This is a genomic window from Candidatus Hadarchaeales archaeon, from assembly GCA_038823825.1.
Lineage (GTDB): Archaea > Hadarchaeota > Hadarchaeia > Hadarchaeales > Hadarchaeaceae > JAVZGN01.
This window is the reverse complement of sequence record JAWBCC010000004.1, coordinates 1-15,606: the sequence shown is the minus strand read 5'-3', so window position 1 is coordinate 15,606 and position 15,606 is coordinate 1. Positions and strand designations below refer to the sequence as shown.

Here is a 15,606-nt window from a genome sequence, read left to right as displayed (position 1 = left end):
AAAACATTCGGCATAATCATTGACATCGAATTTTTTCACTCGAAGAATGCCACGGAATAGCAGTGAAGATAGGGCAATGTGAACTTCGCCTTTCTATCTTGTATCACGAAGCCCAGAGTTATGTTATCTGAATCCGGGCTTACGACTCTAAGGAGTTTCCCATCTAGCGTTACCCCATCTGGAATCGTCAGCGTTATTTCTACATTTGTTAAACTCGAAAAATCGCGCGCCTGTAGGTCGTATCTAGAGTTTATCATATGGATCAAGAGCGAATCTCCTCTACGGTAAATGATAAGCGAGAGAGCATCTGTGGCATTTGTTTCCACCCCGAGATCGATTCCGAGTCTTCTCAGCTCTGAAACTATTTGGGAGTCATCAGCCAAGTTGTCGCGTCTTATGACTATGCCTCCGCTGGCTGAATATTGCTGCAGAATGTTCAGGAAGTCTTGATCGAGATCGTAATCTTTAGGTATTATGATCGCCCGATACCTCCGTAATTCGCTAAGTGAACAAGATTTCTGCACGAAAACCCCATCGCCTCTGTAAATTACCTCAAAGGGAACATGGGCTTCTTGGAGGGTTATTCCGATGTTTTCGAAGCTCGACCATGCGTTGTAGGTAAGCCAGGTAAACTTATTGAAAAGTGTGGAGTGAAGATCAAAAAGTAGTCCAACGGTTGCAATTCTTTCCAAGTTTTCATAATATTCCGGATTTTCGGCAAAGAATTTCGTGTAGGGAGAGACCTCCTCGACATCCAGCGTGTAATCACTTTCCCCTCCATAAACGTACGCTTTGTATGGTATCATGAAGGAGGCGCCGCAGGCTCTCGCTTCTGCCAACCAGTATCTCCACAGCCATTGCTCATTCTCCAAGTCTCTGGAGAGGTGGAGTAAGTCAAAGACATCCGGGAAAGCTGAGAATGGCTTCTCTGGATCTAGAGCTTCGGCCAGAAGATAAGTTACAAAATGTTTGCCAGGGATCGATCTAAGATAAGAAACGTCAGGGTGGGCTTCCGGGATTATCGGCATCTCGTAGATTACAAAGTCGAGGAGGGGAACGAAAATTTGGTGATTCGGTGAAAACTCGTAGACATTGGCCGTAACGGGAATGTCCCAGCCCGCGGCCTCTTTGGCTTGCCGAATGAGGTTGCGAATGAAGTTCACTCTTTCCGAATACCTGAATTTTAGATAGGCCATTTGCAGGTTTGGATTGGGATCGTCCCACCATTGGGTTCCCCCATTTCTCAGCAGATATTCCCGATAGCTGAAAGATGAGAGATCAGTTATCCCAAAAAACCGCTGTAATTCTTCGGACGTGTAATGTTCAGCTAAGTAATTGTTAAAGGCTCGCATGCAGTGGTCACAGAAACAATCCCCGATATCCCCCGGTTCGTCGAGAAGTATTCCGTCCACATCTCCTTGCGCCAGCTCGGCTATCCTCTTCATGAGAAAATCACGCCAGAGCGGATTATTCCCACATGCGTTGTAAATTCCTTCTAGTCCGAGCAGAAGAATTGGCTGGTTGTGAATGTTTCTCTTGCAGACATTTTCTCTGAGCTCGATGTTTTCGGTAATGGTAGCCTGCCCAAGAGGAAGATTGGCAGTGGCTTTAAAGCCACGGTGATGTAGAGATTTCACATAATTCCACTCATACTCGTTGAAACCGGAATAGTAGACGGAGAAAGCAGTGCCGGTTGCTCCCAGCGCCTCAAGATATTCCGGTGGTGGTTGGTCGAAAACCCAAATGTTTCCTTTCCTGAGCCAGTCCCGGGTGAAGGTGTATGGCAATTTTTCGACAGGTTTCCTTGTTAGATAGATCATGAAAGAGAAAACGATCACAAGCAGAACAGCAGCCACAATCGGAAATTTTTTCATTTTTTTCGTGTTTTGATCTATTGCTTTCCCTAAAAGCTTTTTCCATCAGAATTTTAAGCAATGGTGCATGAAAAGAAATTGGCGGAGGTAGCTCAGCCTGGGAGAGCGTCGGACTGAAGATCCGAATGTCGGGGGTTCAAATCCCCCCCTCCGCACTAGGCTTTCGGTAAAAGGCGAAACTTTGTGAACTTCTTTATAAACCCCCTATGCAAAAATCGAAGTTCAAAAAGTCTTCACATAGATTTTTAAGGAAAGCCGGCCAAACATGAAAAGAAGAGCGGGGGTTGCAGTGAAATGCCCCTGAAAATGGGGATTGAAAGATATTTAAGCTTTTGCAATCTCCGAGAGCATCTTGTTGCAGTGAAATGCCCCTGAAAATGGGGATTGAAAGCTTAATTCCAAAAGCTCTGCTTCTATCCTCTTTAAGTTGCAGTGAAATGCCCCTGAAAATGGGGATTGAAAGGAACTAATTTGAAGTCCTTCTTTTGCTCTCACGATTGTTGCAGTGAAATGCCCCTGAAAATGGGGATTGAAAGGAAACTATTCCTGCCGACGTTATTCCCTTCGAACGCGTTGCAGTGAAATGCCCCTGAAAATGGGGATTGAAAGCTTGATTTTGAAAGGTATTCTGTTTAGTATTTCAATTGCAGTGAAATGCCCCTGAAAATGGGGATTGAAAGATAAAATAACAGGCTATCATAGGAGAGAGTTTTGTGAGTTGCAGTGAAATGCCCCTGAAAATGGGGATTGAAAGTAATATAGTTATATACTATCCTGCGCGTGCGGAGGTAATGTTGCAGTGAAATGCCCCTGAAAATGGGGATTGAAAGCTGTTTTCTCGCAAAGTGTTCATATTGTCATAGAAAGTTGCAGTGAAATGCCCCTGAAAATGGGGATTGAAAGCACATCGACGGAGGAGCTGGCGGTGAAGTAATAATTGTTGCAGTGAAATGCCCCTGAAAATGGGGATTGAAAGACCACAATAGTCGCATATCTCATCTTGTTGGTATCAAAGTTGCAGTGAAATGCCCCTGAAAATGGGGATTGAAAGCGTTAGCGGGACCGTTGCGTTTGCGTTTGACTTAACGGTTGCAGTGAAATGCCCCTGAAAATGGGGATTGAAAGACGTAGAGATAAATGTCATCCCTCAATTTCCCTGTTGTTGCAGTGAAATGCCCCTGAAAATGGGGATTGAAAGATTTTATAACCTAAAGAACTTAACACTTCAGTAAATGTTGCAGTGAAATGCCCCTGAAAATGGGGATTGAAAGCGTTCAGGTGGAAGAAAATTTTCGCTTCTTGTCCCAAAGTTGCAGTGAAATGCCCCTGAAAATGGGGATTGAAAGTCCCAATACGGATATCCAAGCGGAGGAGATTGTGCTAAGTTTAGTAGGATGCCCCTGAAGGAGACTTTTCGGAGGGGAAGGCCATAACCTCGAAGAGGGGCTTGTAGAGGTCGAGTATTACTTCGTGAAGAGCGAGAGGATCGAGTATAGTTACAACTCGCTCAGGATTTCCTTATTTCTCGCCCAATCCATTCACTGGCTGAAGTTTCCGACTCATTTTATTCATGAGGCTCGCAACCTTATCAAAAAGGGTCCTTTTCTAACTCTTTCGAAGGCCAGAAATCTCCGAAACCTTGGTATCATTTCTTCCCTTCCGACGATTTTCACCGTCCCTTCTTGCTCTCTCTTCTCTCAAACCCCTCACGCAGCTCCATAAGGGTTTCCCCTACTTGTAGCTCGAAAAATGGGAATTCGTTCCAACCTCTTGCTCAAAATCTTTTCGACCGTGCTCGCCATGGCAACGTCTTTCAACTCGAGTTATTCGGGATGGAGAAGGGAGATGTAGTGTTGAAAATACAGTAGTACCTCGCCGCAGTGGCTGTGAAACACCACCCAAGAGAAGAGCGAAATTGACTTGATTTGTTCAGCGATTAAGTTCACCCAAATTTCCTTGTCTTTAGGCGCATAGAAAGTCGTACCAATTTTTCGACAAATATACCTCCTTCACCCAATCTTCATCGCAAGGTGGCTGAAACTTTTCCCTAGCCTCTCCCAAAGTTTATACAGATATTTCTTCATGATCCTACGTACCTCAACCGATTCACCGTTGCTCTCAAACCGCATATCCTTTGCTTCCTGAGCCCTAAGTTTCTCCTTTATGAGCTCCTTCGATGCCCCTTTAGCTCCCGACCAGCTTCCTCAGAGGCCCCGAAGAATTCCCGCTTAAATCCCCGAAAATCACGTACCAGGATTCAGCCAATTTATAAAACTGTCCAAGTCCAGCCTCTCTCCAGTGAAGGGATTAGCCAGCTTTGTCCCATCATCTCTCTCCAGGTCGGCAATCCAAAATTCGCCATCCTTCAGCTCTAACTCACCCATCCCTACGCTCTTCCTCGCTCCAAGCGAAAGCCCCACCGACTTAATCAAACTAAGAGTCCCTGCGAGCAGTTTGGCCTCCAAGCTGGCAGGCTGGAGATTGTCGGCTATAAACCATATGCTCACCCTCGAAGGCTTCAAGGATTCCAAGAAGTATAGGTGGTGCTCGCTCGCCCTCCCGCTCTTTCTGTCGATCCCAACTCCAGCTTTCTCTTGGATGCTTGCTTCTAAGGGAATATCTAGAAATCTTAGCTTCGAGGCGATTTTCTGCCCTCCCATAAGCCTATACAGGGGATGTCTTACCGTCGCGTACTCCTCCGCAATCTTCTTTAATGTTTCACGCTTTTCTGGCAGTGGTTTAAGCTTCTCCCAATCCTCTTCACTTTTTACTTGCAGCCTTTCTAGCTCATCCTCTAAGCCAAGCGAGCGTAGCAAGGAGAGGATCCCCCTTTGTTGCAGTAACCATTGGATTGCCTCATCGGTTCTCTCCTTGCACTCAAGCTTCCCTTCCCCTATCCTGAACACATCTGGAAAGTCCACAACTTCTATGGTCCTCGCAACCTGCTCAACTAGCTTTCGGAGGGCACCCTTGACGGAAGATGCAGGAATCAGGACTTTCTCCCCGATTTTAAGGATTTCCCTTCTGACCTCCTCTCCCCCGGTCCCAATATGCAAGAGCGATCTACCTTCAAACTCCAGCCTCCCAATCACTCTATTTTTCAACGGCAATAGATGGCTCATGTTCCCTCCACCGGATGCCCCGCCAGCGGGAGGAGCTGGTTCACGCAGCACGATGTCTCGTCCCCCCATTTCTCCACGGTTCCCAGGATTCCCAAAGAGGCAATGGCCTCCCAACTCACATTCCCAACCACTCTTGCCCTCAGGATGCTCCCCGGATAACACACACCGTAAAAGGTCGGCCTGCTCCTCCCCCTGAGCATGTCCCATCCCGCCTCGTATGGCCCAGCTCTTCCATAAACTTTTTCTATCCGAAGGGAACCCTCAGCAGGGCTACCGATTCTATTTCCTATCGGTCCTAGCTCAATCACGGTCGGGAAAGGGGTAGCTCTCTGTCCGCCTCCCAGAAGGGGGGAGAGAGCATACAACACAAGAATCCCATCGGTGGAAGCCTTTCTGCAGTCTTCTTCGAGCTTTTTCATGTCCAGCTCCCATAGACTCAGCCGGGCCTCCCCGAATCCTCTCGTCACCCCTCTTCCGATCCAGATTTCCAGTGGATTAGGGATTTCGTACGGGGTGGCGAGATAGGCCCAGAACATTTGCCCGCTTTCAAGCGCATCGTACTCGTAGAGCATGCCCCCCTCAACCGAGCCCCTGTCCTTGTTTACACCAGCACACACGGAAGAGGTAAAACTGACTCTCACTCTCTTACCGTTTGGAAGAACTGGTCCCGGATGCAGGCTTTCGAGGCTCACATGACCATATCTGCAGCTTGTCGGAATGGTTGGTTCTTCCCCCTTCTCAATCTTTATGCGAGCCTCCCTTCCCCGATTCTCGTAAGAATTCTTCTCCGGTTTGCATAGTTTACACTTAAAGAAGAAGGGATGGGCAGGCCAGCTTTGCTGCCCGTCGACGAGTGGATAGGCAGGCGTGCAGATGAGGGAGGGTTCATTCGCCTCTCTTTCGAGCTCGTTCCTTGAGATTTTATCGTGATAGTAAAGGGAGGATAGAATTGCCCCCCTCAAGGTTGTTCCGGGTATAAACTCGAGAGCTGACTTAAATCCGTGCTCGGTCCTGCGGGAGGTTATGATTGCCGGAGATCTAAGCTCAATCCGGACCTCGTAGAACTTCATATTTTCCCCTCCCACAAAAATTTCTCGAGTTCATTCACAAGTTTGAGCCATCTTCCCTCCACTTTCCCCTGAAGCCCGGCTGTCTTGCCTATCTTCAGGTCGAGGAGGGATCTTCTTCCCGCCCTCCCCGTTCTGAGTTCCGCAAGTGCGAGGAGCAGGAGTCCCAGAAGCTCGGCCCCATCCTCCATGACCCTTATCATCCCCCTGAAGCTCCCTCCATATGAGTGCTCCTGGGTGAAGAGTCCCCCTTCCTCGGCCTTGTTGCTTTTGTCGTTAATCCTGACCCTCGTGAACCAGAGGAGTTCATATCCTTCGACAGCCTCCAAATTCCCTACGATGAGTTTTCCCTGCGATCTTATGGATCCGAAAAGTTTACAGACGTCGCAGGATCCGCAGAGTTCCTCTGGCCTTATGTTGCCACACGAGGAAAACCCGTACGTTTCAGCTACTCTTGATGCAGCCGACCTCAGTAGACCCTTGAAGGTCGAACCTGGAATGAAAATCTTTCCCCTCTCCTTTATGAAGGGAACGTCTGGCCCGAAGACCTCGACCGTCCCCCCACCAACCGTGAAGAGCCCGACAGGTCTGACCTCGACCTCAAACTCTATCACGTAATTCCCCCCAGTGCAAATTTGATCAGCAATTCAATGTCGCCGAAAGCCACCTTTCCCCACCCCTCCGCGCACGCATCCACAGCCACCCTCCATTCCTCTCTCTTTTCCAACCTAACCTGCTGTCTTCTCATGTAGAGTTTTGAAATCTCGTTCAGCAGCTCTTTGTCCGCCTCCTCACCCAGAATTCCCTTTGCAGCCCCAACAGCCTCCTTGATGCAAGCCCTAACTCTTTTCGCAAGCTTCTTAGCATCATTATCTTCTTCCCTCGAGGTTTCCAGTGCCCACCTGTACCAGTCTCCGCGCGAGCTCCCACCGGAAAGCTTTTGAAGGATCTCGCCCAGCCTCCCTCCATTTTCAACCACGAAGGGCTGAAGAGTCATCTTCCTCTCTTCCAGCTCTTTTCTCCGGTGACGGACGGCGGTGGAGGAGAGAGGAACCTCGCAAATATCGTAGCAAATGGCCCCTTGACTCACCATTTCCCTCGTCCTGCTCTTCGCTTCTCTTTCCAGCTCATCTGCAGCATCTATCAGGGACCAGACCGGCGTCTTCGCACCCCCCGCCGCCAGCCCAGCCGAAAGTCCCCTGACCTCCCCCATATAAGTCCTGAACCTGGAGACGAGCGAATGGGTGAAGATGGGTGCGTACCAGGAGCTCATCAGCGCGAGGGAGTCGTCCCCTCCCATGTACAGCAGTCCGAGTTCCAGTCTCGCGATGGACTTTCTCGCTTCTTCCTCATCCTTCTCGCGCAGGGCAGTGTAAAGCTCGCGGGCAGAATCCTCAAAGGCCTTCTTGAGGGAGATGTCTATTCTCGCGCTCCTCTCGCAGGCGTCTGTTATGGAGATGGCTGAGGCCATGAAAGCTCCCATGCAGACCCCATCCACCTTCAGAACGGCATAGTTTCTCTGCTCAACACCCCTTCGAATCTCCTCCAGATTGTGACCGGCGATAATTTCCATCAGTCTGGCTGAAGCGTCCTCCCAGCTGCCGAAAATCTGGGCGGGCGATTTTCTTTCCAGGAGCGAGATCTCCGTTTCCCACCTTGCTCTGAAATGAAAGTTGCCCCCGAGATCTATTAACTGGTTGCAAACCTTACAGTAGTCTCCGACCTCCGCAATCCTTGTAAAGCAGCACTTGCACTTTTTCACATCGCCCCTCTCCACCTGCGTCTCTTTAGGCGGGGAGATCTTCTGGAGGCCCATCTCCCCCGCCATATGTTTGAGCAGATCCGGGAAGAAAGCTGTAAACGGGGTAGCTGCCATTCTGAGCTCAAGGGAAATTTTGTTTTTTGCAAGAACACTGGTGTACTTCTCGACAGCCTTCTTGATCTTTCCCTCCAGTTTCTTCGGGAAGACGAAATACAGGTTGCCCCCGCCGGAATACAGGAACGCCTCCATCGGGAACCAGACCTGCTCAAGCTCTTTAAGCTCTCGCTGGATGAAGGCTGGAATGTGAACCAAAACCGCCGTTTCGATCACGTAGCTGGCGGCCGCGACCGCCTTCAGCTCGGTTGGGGTTCGGATAAATCTCTGGATCCCTCCCAAATCGACGCATCCAAACCCGATCTCCCCCACCGGGGCGTATTTGTAATCGGGTGGGAGCGGGAGGGTTCTGACGAAAAGATTTTCCCCCTCCCCTGTATCCCTCCGAACCTTCTCGACGAATTCCTCGCTGAGCGACCTTATGGAGCCAGGAGAATTTTTTTCGAGCTCTACCCAGAAATCCCAGCCCTCAAGCTCCTCGATTTCCGGTCGTCTTCCAAGCCTTTCCGAGATGATCTCCTGAAGATATCCCCTTATCCGGTCTGTAGCGGAGGACAATATGTCCGCCTTCCTAATTATTTCTCCTTCCTTGGTTTCGGGCCGGTGGTGATCCATCACGAACTTCACGATCTCCTCCCTTTCGCCCGGCTCCAAGAAGTCGGTAAACCATCTCGCGATTTCAGCTGAACGCGTGACATGCTCCTCTGGGGCGAAGGGCTTGCCGACATCGTGGAGGAGAGCCGAAAGCCTGATCAACGCCGCTTTTCTCCTTTCCAAACCCCGCTGTATGGCGAGAGCCCAGGAGAGCGCAGAAGTCGTGAGCAGGTGCGGGATGAGACCCGCACAGTTGGCTACTGGGCGGGTGTCCGCAGGCAGATGGAACCAGCATCTCTCAACCTTTTCCCTAGCCTCCTCGACGATTTTCAACAATTCCTCGAGCTGCGGCCCGAACTCCCTGTAAATCGTGTACAGATGACTGGCGAATTCAATAGGGTTGTCTCTGAACTCCTTAAGTCTCGATTCGAGCGCGAGCTTCCAAGCGAGATAGGCTTTAAGCGGGCTTGGGAGAAGCGAGATCGGCTCGCGGAGAAGGGGAACTTTAAGGAAGAGAACCAGCAAATCGCCGACGAGTTCGAGCCTCGCCTCTTCCTTCACCCCCAGTGCGTTGACTGCCCGCGTGATGAAGTCCTTTGCAAGCTCTAGGGTCTTCCCCCATTCCTCGACATCTTTCTCGCTCAATTTCCTGACCGACAGAGTGCCGTTTTCCCGGTAGGGAACGATGAAGGACTTGTAAACCGGATACGGCCACTCAACTTTCTGGAAAATGTTTGCGGTCATTTTAGGCTCACCTCATCTATATCCTCAAGCTCTCCACCATACGTGCGCCTTGCCAACTCCACAAGCTCCTTCGCGAGCTGGTCGTCGGCCTGCACCTCGTCGCCTGCTTTGATCTCAACCGAATCCAACTTCAGTTGCTCCGAGAACTGGGATAATTTAAATGTGTCTAGTCTGTATCTTACCTTTCCAATCGGCCCCACATACTTCAGCCTTCCCATGAGAACTCCCCTCCCGATTCTCCCATCCCTGAGACCCATTCCCCATAAAACCAGTCCCAATTCTTCCGGCTTCAGGTTCATGAACCACACCTTCCCAGTGAAAACTGAGCCGATCTCCGCAACCAACAATTTTAACCCGTACTTAAATTTCTGGGGGGAGAGCCTGCCTTCGCTGAGAATAAAGTCGCTGAACTCGAGCAGACCGATCAGACCGGTTGTCCCAAAAAGATCACAGAGAAGGCAGACTCTCTCCTGCTTTCCTTTCACGAAATCGCATTGCGACCCTTTTCCTTCCCTAGGAACGATTCTATTCTGCTTCACCGACGGCTCCCATATCTTGAAATGCCTCCAAGACCCGTCCTTCGAGGGGCCTTTTTGGAACCTTCCCGTCTCCGTGAAACAAGATCTGAACCAGCCATCCTTTTCCTTAAAGGAAAGTTCCAGCCTTGCCCTGACGTTCCCTTTCACGCTTGAGCCCGGTATGACAGCCCTCTCATTGACCAAGGGAAAGGACCAGTAGTCAAGTTCTATGGTCTGGGCTAGTTTCTCCTCATCTACTTTTATTGGAAGTTGACCCGAGCCCACATGAAGTCCGCTTACCACCTCGATGGAAACTTGGAGGTCCCCGCAAAGTCCCGTAAACCTTCCCCTCGTCCTCGGCTGTTCTTGGATTACGTTGAACCTCCTCATAGCTTGGCTTCCTCCCACCATTGAGCCAGCTTCTTCAGAATCTTCCAAGCCGCATCCCCGCTTGCCACTAACCAATCGTTCTCCACTTCCATTTCCCCGACCTCGATCTCTCTGTCCTGCGGGTCCAGAGCGGTCATCTTCTTCCCGGTTCCCCCGACATCCCGATTTCTGATCTCGACCTCTTCCAGCCTCACCTCTCCGAAGCCCCTCGTCTTGAACCCTCCAACCTTCACCTCCCCCTCGTGTAGACAAAGGAGGGCCCTCGAGAGCAGGCCGAGCGCAAAGTTAGGTAGGTTGAGGCAACGAATGCCTGACTTAAACTTTGCACCCGGCTCTACATACTCAACATCAAAAAGGTTCTGTGCTCTTCCGGATTTCCTGCCGATTCGAATTCCCCTTCTTACACCCAGTCTGAACGGATAGAGCTGCTGGCCATTCCAAGGAAAGGCATCAGAAAAGCTCACAAGCCCCCTGTACCCTTGCGTACCAAAAATTTTACACAGAAGACAAGCCTGCTCCGCAAACTGTTCGATGTTCCTCTCTCGCCCAACCTCGCATCTATTTCCGGACAACTCGCAGACCCTCAGCCCCTTCCGCGCAAGGAGTTTCGCGCAAAAACTTCTGAAGACTCCCTTCAGGCTGGATCCCGGAATATATGGCACTTCCCCGAACTCGGAAGGAATTCTAAGAACAGCGAGATCGGATAGTGCTTCAAGTGGAGGCTCTCCGCCGCATCCGATTCTTAAAGGAGCCTCGTTTGTCAGAATAAAGTTGAAGGAAGTTTCCCTACGAATGTTGTCATGTGAAATCCATTGCATGTTATTGCACTCTACCCTCTTTTTTCAAAACGAGCCCTTTTTCGGTTAAGATATACGTGGCGTAATTCACGTCCTCCAAAACTGTTAGGCCGGACCCCACTGTGCTCCTCGCCCCGACATGCAGTCCCGTAGTTGTGAACATACGGAAGAGCGTCTCCAAGATTTTCCCTCTCTTGTCCGTACTCTCCTCGAAAACCGGGATGTTTATGATATCTACCCGAAAGTTCCACTTGCAACCCGGGGCCACCAACTCCTCCTCGAAAAAAGATCCGTGTGCTACGCTTCCGAAATTTCTATCAATCGCGACTCCAGGCTTGACGAAGATTTGTGCTTCACCTTGAGGATATGCGTCATAGACCTTTATATGGCTCATTAACTCCTGATTCCCAAAAATCCCGCAAATCTCGCAAAAGTCACCTTTCTTCTCGGCTTTCGGAAGGTCCCAGGGAGGATGGGGGGTAATTCCAAAAGAGCGTGCGAGGGTCTCCGCCGCGGTCCGTAAAACCCCCTTCAGACTTGATCCTGGTATACAGGGCACTTCCCCCACTCTGAAAACGGCTATGTCAACCGTTGCCTCAAGAGGCGCCTCCCTTCCCGTCCCCACGCGAAGCGGAGTATGGTTTATAAGGGTCCCCCTGATTTTGGTAAGACTCTTAAGCGTGTCGAAGTCTCTATAATCTGGCACCTACATCCTCCACAGACAAACTGTCAATGAATTCTTTAAGGGTTTTAACTGGTCTGATCTGCCTCCCTGTGGAGGCCTCCACAATCCACTTTGCAAACCTAAGCATTTTGCGAGCTTCTGTTTTGCTTCCGTTGGCTTCGTAAATTTGTTGAAGAATAGATGCCACCCGCTCCGCGAATTTCCTCGTGAGAAGAGCCTTCCCTCGCTCTTCTCGCTGGGACTGCCTTAAAGCAAACGCAGCTGTTACATATAGAGCGAGACGAGGATCTTTCACGCTTTCAAGTGAAGCAATCAGCTTTTCGAGCTGGCTCTTTTCTATCTTCTCGGAGAAGGCTAAAGTTCCTATTTCGGTACCCCAGTTTATCAAATCCTCCTCTGTTGGAGGCATCATTTAGTATTTAGTGCTATCCTTAAAAAAACTTACGTTTCAGGTTTCAAATTTCTCAAAAGTCTAAAACCCCAATCACTCATGGCGACTCTTCTATTCCTTAACTTTCAGGGTCTTTGCTATAACGCTTGGCAGACGGGGCGAAGCTTGTAATCTCGCCTCATCATCGATCCTCTGCTGATAACGAGCTTTTAATCCCATTTCCAGGGAATCCTCCATTGCAACAGTTGATAAAAAATGGAGAACAACCAGCCTGGATGGCTTTCAATTCCCAGTTTCAGGGATCCTCTATTGCAATCCCGGCTCCCTTTAACCCTATGGGACGGAAGGATCCGGAAAGGCAGCCTAGTACTCTTCTAACTCTTTCAAGACTTATTTATTAGAGAAAATAAGGAAAAGGTTAGAGGTTGACTCCATCCAAAGGTGAGCAGAAAGGTGGTTACCGCGAGGTCAGAAAGTATTGCTTGTGATGTTACTTGGTTGGCCGAATTCAAAGAAATCCATTCCAAAGGAGAACTTGGATCCGGCCCCCAGAACCTTTCCAACCGAAAGCAACCAGCGCCGACCTCGCCGATTTTCTCGGTGATACTCTGCGGTTCCCACCTACCCTTGCAACTCCCCTTTTCCTGATCTCATCGACCTGTCAGGAAGCCTCACGAGTTTGCTCTCAACAATCCTCCCGCTCCCCTTGCAAGAAAAATCTGAGATCTTCCTTTCATCCAACGTATTCGTTCACGAGAAGGATTAGCTGGTACTTGATCAGCTCCAAGAAATCGAAGGGTGAGGAGGGAAGCCCTTTCGGGAACTCAACCGGAAGCCCCGTCTTTTTTGTGGAGCAATCCTTCCAGATGGCTCGCTATTTCCTTCCGTTGATTTTTTCTGTATCGAAGCTCCAGCTTCTCTGAGTACCGCAGTTCCGTGACGTTATACTCTAATCCAGCATGTGCCAAAAAGTTGCGCCGGTCGAAGGAAGGAGAGATTTGTTCACTAGAAAAGAGAGTTCTGAGCAACTTCCATTTGTTAAGTTCTTTTTTCTTAGCTTCCGCTTCCTCCTTTATCTTTGCTAGTTCATGGGAGATCAATGCCTCTTTCGAACGCTCATACCCAAATATCTTTCTCATCTTTTCTTTCAGCTCTTCCAGAACTACAGCTTCTTTCCTTTTGATGTTAAAGGACTTGGCAGCGAGCCAAAGCTTCACGCAATTTGTGAAATCAGGGGTGAAGCTTACTTTCCTCTCAACTTCTCCGAATCTTATTTCCACGTTTTTCCTCCACTCTTTCACGGCCGAAGACAACTTTTTCTCCAGCCGTTGAGGATCGGGACAAAAGGTGTAAAGGCAAAGCGGGAGGCCGTTCACTATTCCACTGAGAAAGGCATTGAGTTCTTTGCTATTGGAAACTTTGGCGACTTTTGAAATTTTTTTACAAAATTCTGTATCCTTTTTATGTTCCTCTCTGACCGCGAGAAAGCGGGCTTCTCCTTTCCCGCCTACTCTATTAGGGCCCAAGCTGGGATACACGTCCCCATATTCAATACGGTGTATTGTTAAGGATGATTTTTTCCTAGTTCCCGGAATAAAAGGTTCAGCATTGTAGATGGAAAACTTAATGTTTTTGGTGTACGCTAGAATACCAAGGATGTGCTCCAAAGCTTCATGAAGAAGAACTGGGGCGAAGTTCAACCCGTGAGTGATGTCAAGATGAACTTCACATTGTTTTTCCAGTCCTATCAACTCTCTCGAGAGCTCGAAAAAGACATAGTGGTAAAAATCCATCATCTCTCCCTTAAACTTCAGCTTAAAGTTTCCAACACCAGGAGCAACAATCACTTTCACTTCCTCCGAGATTTCGAGCTCCTTTTGTATGAAGTCGAGGTAACGCTTCTCCACCATTTTACAGAGTTTCTGGTAGTCTGAGCATACTTTCTCTGCAACAGTGTCCAAAACCACTATCACTATCCTCTCTGGTTTGGTGTGTTCGACGAGGACGGGGAGAGAACTCCTAGAGGTCTTTGAGATTTCCTTCAGCCTGTATTCCACCTTCTCCCAACTGAATTCTCCCCCTGTTCTCCAAGGCTTTCCCCAGCTGGATATCAGGATGGATCGCATTGTTTAAACTCAATCTTTAATAACCCTCTTGGTAGATAAAAAATGTTGACGATAAATGCCCACATAGTGACCACAGGAACCTCCCTACTAGCGAATGTGAGAAGGGAAATAGGAAAAGAGCCCTCAGAGGGGGAACTTCTCTCTTTTGTCAAACGAGATCCTAGAAAAGCCAGTGCCGAATTGAACACACTTCTTCCCCTCTTGGAGGAAAAGAAAGACAAACAGCACTACGTGTATCTGCTACACTCTGACACAGAGGAAGGGAGACTCTGCGCAAAGATTCTTCAAAGTTTTTTGTCTCAACTAAAATTGAGAATTTACGTGGAATCGGTGGAAATCAGCGGGCTCGGAGATCCAAAGAACTTCCGTCATGGATTGGCCAAACTTTTTGAAAAGGTTGTAGAATTGATAAGGGCGCATTATCTCCAAAACGACACAGTTTACGTCCACGCAACTGGTGGATTCAAACCTGAAACTGCTATAGCGCTTTTGGCTTCCAACTTGCCTGGGATCGGAGCTCCAGTCTTGTATATTCATGAATCCTTTAGGGAGGTGGTAAGGCTCCCCGCTATGCCGGTTCGGCTGAGAAGGAAAGAGAAATTCCAAAGATTAATGAATCACATGTGTAGAAATATGAAAGCACACCTGCTACAATTAGAAAGAGAATTCCCAAAGGATGTGATTTCTGAAGCGGAAAGACTTGGATGGATAGAGCGAAAGAGAGATGAGTTGGAGATAACACCTATGGGACTTCTACTTTGGAAAACTTTCATGAGATTAGGATTATATGGCGGAGGAAAAGTCTGCGAAAGGAGAAGGCCGAGGATGTCATAAAAATTTGAGGAATTTTCCTCTTAATTTCCAAGGAGATATTTGTGAAGAGGATGGACCTCCGAACCGCTATCCCAAAACCTTTTTTCTACTTCCCCTCTCTTTTTTCTTGGTGCTGAAGTTAACTTCCTTGATCTTACGGCTTCGCTTTCAAAGGCCCACTAGTTTACCTTACTGGATGGGATCCGCTTTTAGAGGTGGATTTGGAATACATCTGAGGAAGATCGTTTGTTACCGACCCATGCATGAGTGTGAGGATTGTAAGTTTAGGGAGAATTGTCTATTCTACGCAGCTTATGAGAATCCATATGCAAAAAAAGGAAAAAGTCCCCCACCACGTCCCATCATCTTCATTCCTCCATTCTTTGGAGAGCCTATGGATTTCAAAGAAGGAGCAGAAATTGAGGTCAAACTACTTCTCCTCGGAGAATATTCGCGATATCTTCCACACGTTTTGCTTTCCCTCCGGCAGTTTGGAAGCTATGGATTGGGTGATAGAAGACATATAGGACTGAACAAGTTTGAGGTCGCTGAAGCCAAGTGTGCCTTCTCTGGGGAGACAGTTTACGAGGAAGGAGCTATCTATCCTTC

12 protein-coding genes, 1 tRNA gene and 1 CRISPR repeat array are annotated in these 15,606 nt (G+C 48.8%); of the genes, 3 read left to right on the top strand and 10 right to left on the bottom strand.

What is annotated here, in order from left to right; all coding sequences use genetic code 11:
* Positions 1–35 precede the first annotated feature (35 nt).
* Positions 36–1,874 (bottom strand): beta-galactosidase, encoded by a 1,839-nt coding sequence (locus QXF64_04590; GenBank protein MEM1689757.1) that lies wholly within the window; start codon positions 1,872–1,874, stop codon positions 36–38.
* Between the two features lie 81 nt (positions 1,875–1,955).
* On the opposite strand from QXF64_04590, the gene QXF64_04585 reads away from it, so the two are divergent.
* Positions 1,956–2,029: transfer RNA gene (locus QXF64_04585), tRNA-Phe, on the top strand.
* 128 nt (positions 2,030–2,157) lie between these two features.
* Positions 2,158–3,294: direct repeats of the CRISPR family, unit length 37 nt; unit sequence GTTGCAGTGAAATGCCCCTGAAAATGGGGATTGAAAG.
* Positions 3,295–4,117: 823 nt separating this feature from the next.
* Here QXF64_04585 and QXF64_04580 read toward each other — a convergent pair.
* The 9 genes from QXF64_04580 to csx1 form a co-directional block, all read right to left on the bottom strand.
* Positions 4,118–4,996, bottom strand: coding sequence for an RAMP superfamily CRISPR-associated protein (locus tag QXF64_04580; GenBank protein MEM1689756.1), 879 nt, complete (start codon positions 4,994–4,996; stop codon positions 4,118–4,120).
* On the bottom strand, positions 4,993–6,066 hold the full coding sequence (locus QXF64_04575; protein MEM1689755.1) for a hypothetical protein: 1,074 nt from the start codon (positions 6,064–6,066) through the stop codon (positions 4,993–4,995). Before QXF64_04575 ends, QXF64_04580 begins: the two co-directional genes overlap by 4 nt.
* On the bottom strand, positions 6,063–6,677 hold the full coding sequence (locus QXF64_04570) for an RAMP superfamily CRISPR-associated protein (protein ID MEM1689754.1): 615 nt from the start codon (positions 6,675–6,677) through the stop codon (positions 6,063–6,065). The genes QXF64_04575 and QXF64_04570 overlap by 4 nt, the downstream gene beginning before the upstream one ends.
* Positions 6,674–9,277, bottom strand: coding sequence for an HD domain-containing protein (locus QXF64_04565; protein ID MEM1689753.1), 2,604 nt, complete (start codon positions 9,275–9,277; stop codon positions 6,674–6,676). The genes QXF64_04570 and QXF64_04565 overlap by 4 nt, the downstream gene beginning before the upstream one ends.
* Complete coding sequence (locus tag QXF64_04560; GenBank protein ID MEM1689752.1) at positions 9,274–10,185, bottom strand: RAMP superfamily CRISPR-associated protein; 912 nt, start codon at positions 10,183–10,185, stop codon at positions 9,274–9,276. The genes QXF64_04565 and QXF64_04560 overlap by 4 nt, the downstream gene beginning before the upstream one ends.
* Positions 10,182–11,003, bottom strand: a complete 822-nt coding sequence (locus QXF64_04555; GenBank protein MEM1689751.1) for an RAMP superfamily CRISPR-associated protein — start codon at positions 11,001–11,003, stop codon at positions 10,182–10,184. Before QXF64_04555 ends, QXF64_04560 begins: the two co-directional genes overlap by 4 nt.
* 1 nt (position 11,004) lies before the next feature.
* Positions 11,005–11,688 carry an RAMP superfamily CRISPR-associated protein gene (locus QXF64_04550; protein ID MEM1689750.1) on the bottom strand — a complete coding sequence of 228 codons (684 nt, stop codon included), beginning with the start codon at positions 11,686–11,688 and terminating at the stop codon, positions 11,005–11,007.
* Positions 11,675–12,079, bottom strand: coding sequence for a hypothetical protein (locus QXF64_04545; GenBank protein MEM1689749.1), 405 nt, complete (start codon positions 12,077–12,079; stop codon positions 11,675–11,677). The genes QXF64_04550 and QXF64_04545 overlap by 14 nt, the downstream gene beginning before the upstream one ends.
* Before the next feature lie 803 nt (positions 12,080–12,882).
* The gene (gene csx1, locus QXF64_04540; protein MEM1689748.1) at positions 12,883–14,184 is read right to left on the bottom strand and encodes a CRISPR-associated CARF protein Csx1; all 1,302 of its coding nucleotides are present in this window, start codon (positions 14,182–14,184) and stop codon (positions 12,883–12,885) included.
* A 42-nt stretch (positions 14,185–14,226) separates the two neighbouring features.
* On the opposite strand from csx1, the gene QXF64_04535 reads away from it, so the two are divergent.
* Entirely contained in the window at positions 14,227–15,018 is a 792-nt protein-coding gene (locus QXF64_04535; GenBank protein MEM1689747.1) for a putative CRISPR-associated protein, read from the top strand.
* A gap of 175 nt (positions 15,019–15,193) precedes the next feature.
* Positions 15,194–15,606 (top strand): hypothetical protein (locus tag QXF64_04530; protein MEM1689746.1); only part of this gene is annotated, 413 nt, incomplete at its 3' end.

Excerpts from the sequence above, each read along its gene's own strand:
- QXF64_04590 (MEM1689757.1), bottom strand. The coding sequence starts at position 1,874 with ATGAAAAAATTTCCGATTGTGGCTGCTGTTCTGCTTGTGATCGTTTTC.
- QXF64_04580 (MEM1689756.1), bottom strand. The coding sequence starts at position 4,996 with ATGAGCCATCTATTGCCGTTGAAAAATAGAGTGATTGGGAGGCTGGAG.
- QXF64_04575 (MEM1689755.1), bottom strand. The coding sequence starts at position 6,066 with ATGAAGTTCTACGAGGTCCGGATTGAGCTTAGATCTCCGGCAATCATA.
- QXF64_04565 (MEM1689753.1), bottom strand. The coding sequence starts at position 9,277 with ATGACCGCAAACATTTTCCAGAAAGTTGAGTGGCCGTATCCGGTTTAC.
- QXF64_04560 (MEM1689752.1), bottom strand. The coding sequence starts at position 10,185 with ATGAGGAGGTTCAACGTAATCCAAGAACAGCCGAGGACGAGGGGAAGG.
- QXF64_04555 (MEM1689751.1), bottom strand. The coding sequence starts at position 11,003 with ATGCAATGGATTTCACATGACAACATTCGTAGGGAAACTTCCTTCAAC.
- QXF64_04545 (MEM1689749.1), bottom strand. The coding sequence starts at position 12,079 with ATGATGCCTCCAACAGAGGAGGATTTGATAAACTGGGGTACCGAAATA.
- csx1 (MEM1689748.1), bottom strand. The coding sequence starts at position 14,184 with ATGCGATCCATCCTGATATCCAGCTGGGGAAAGCCTTGGAGAACAGGG.
- QXF64_04535 (MEM1689747.1), top strand. The coding sequence starts at position 14,227 with ATGTTGACGATAAATGCCCACATAGTGACCACAGGAACCTCCCTACTA.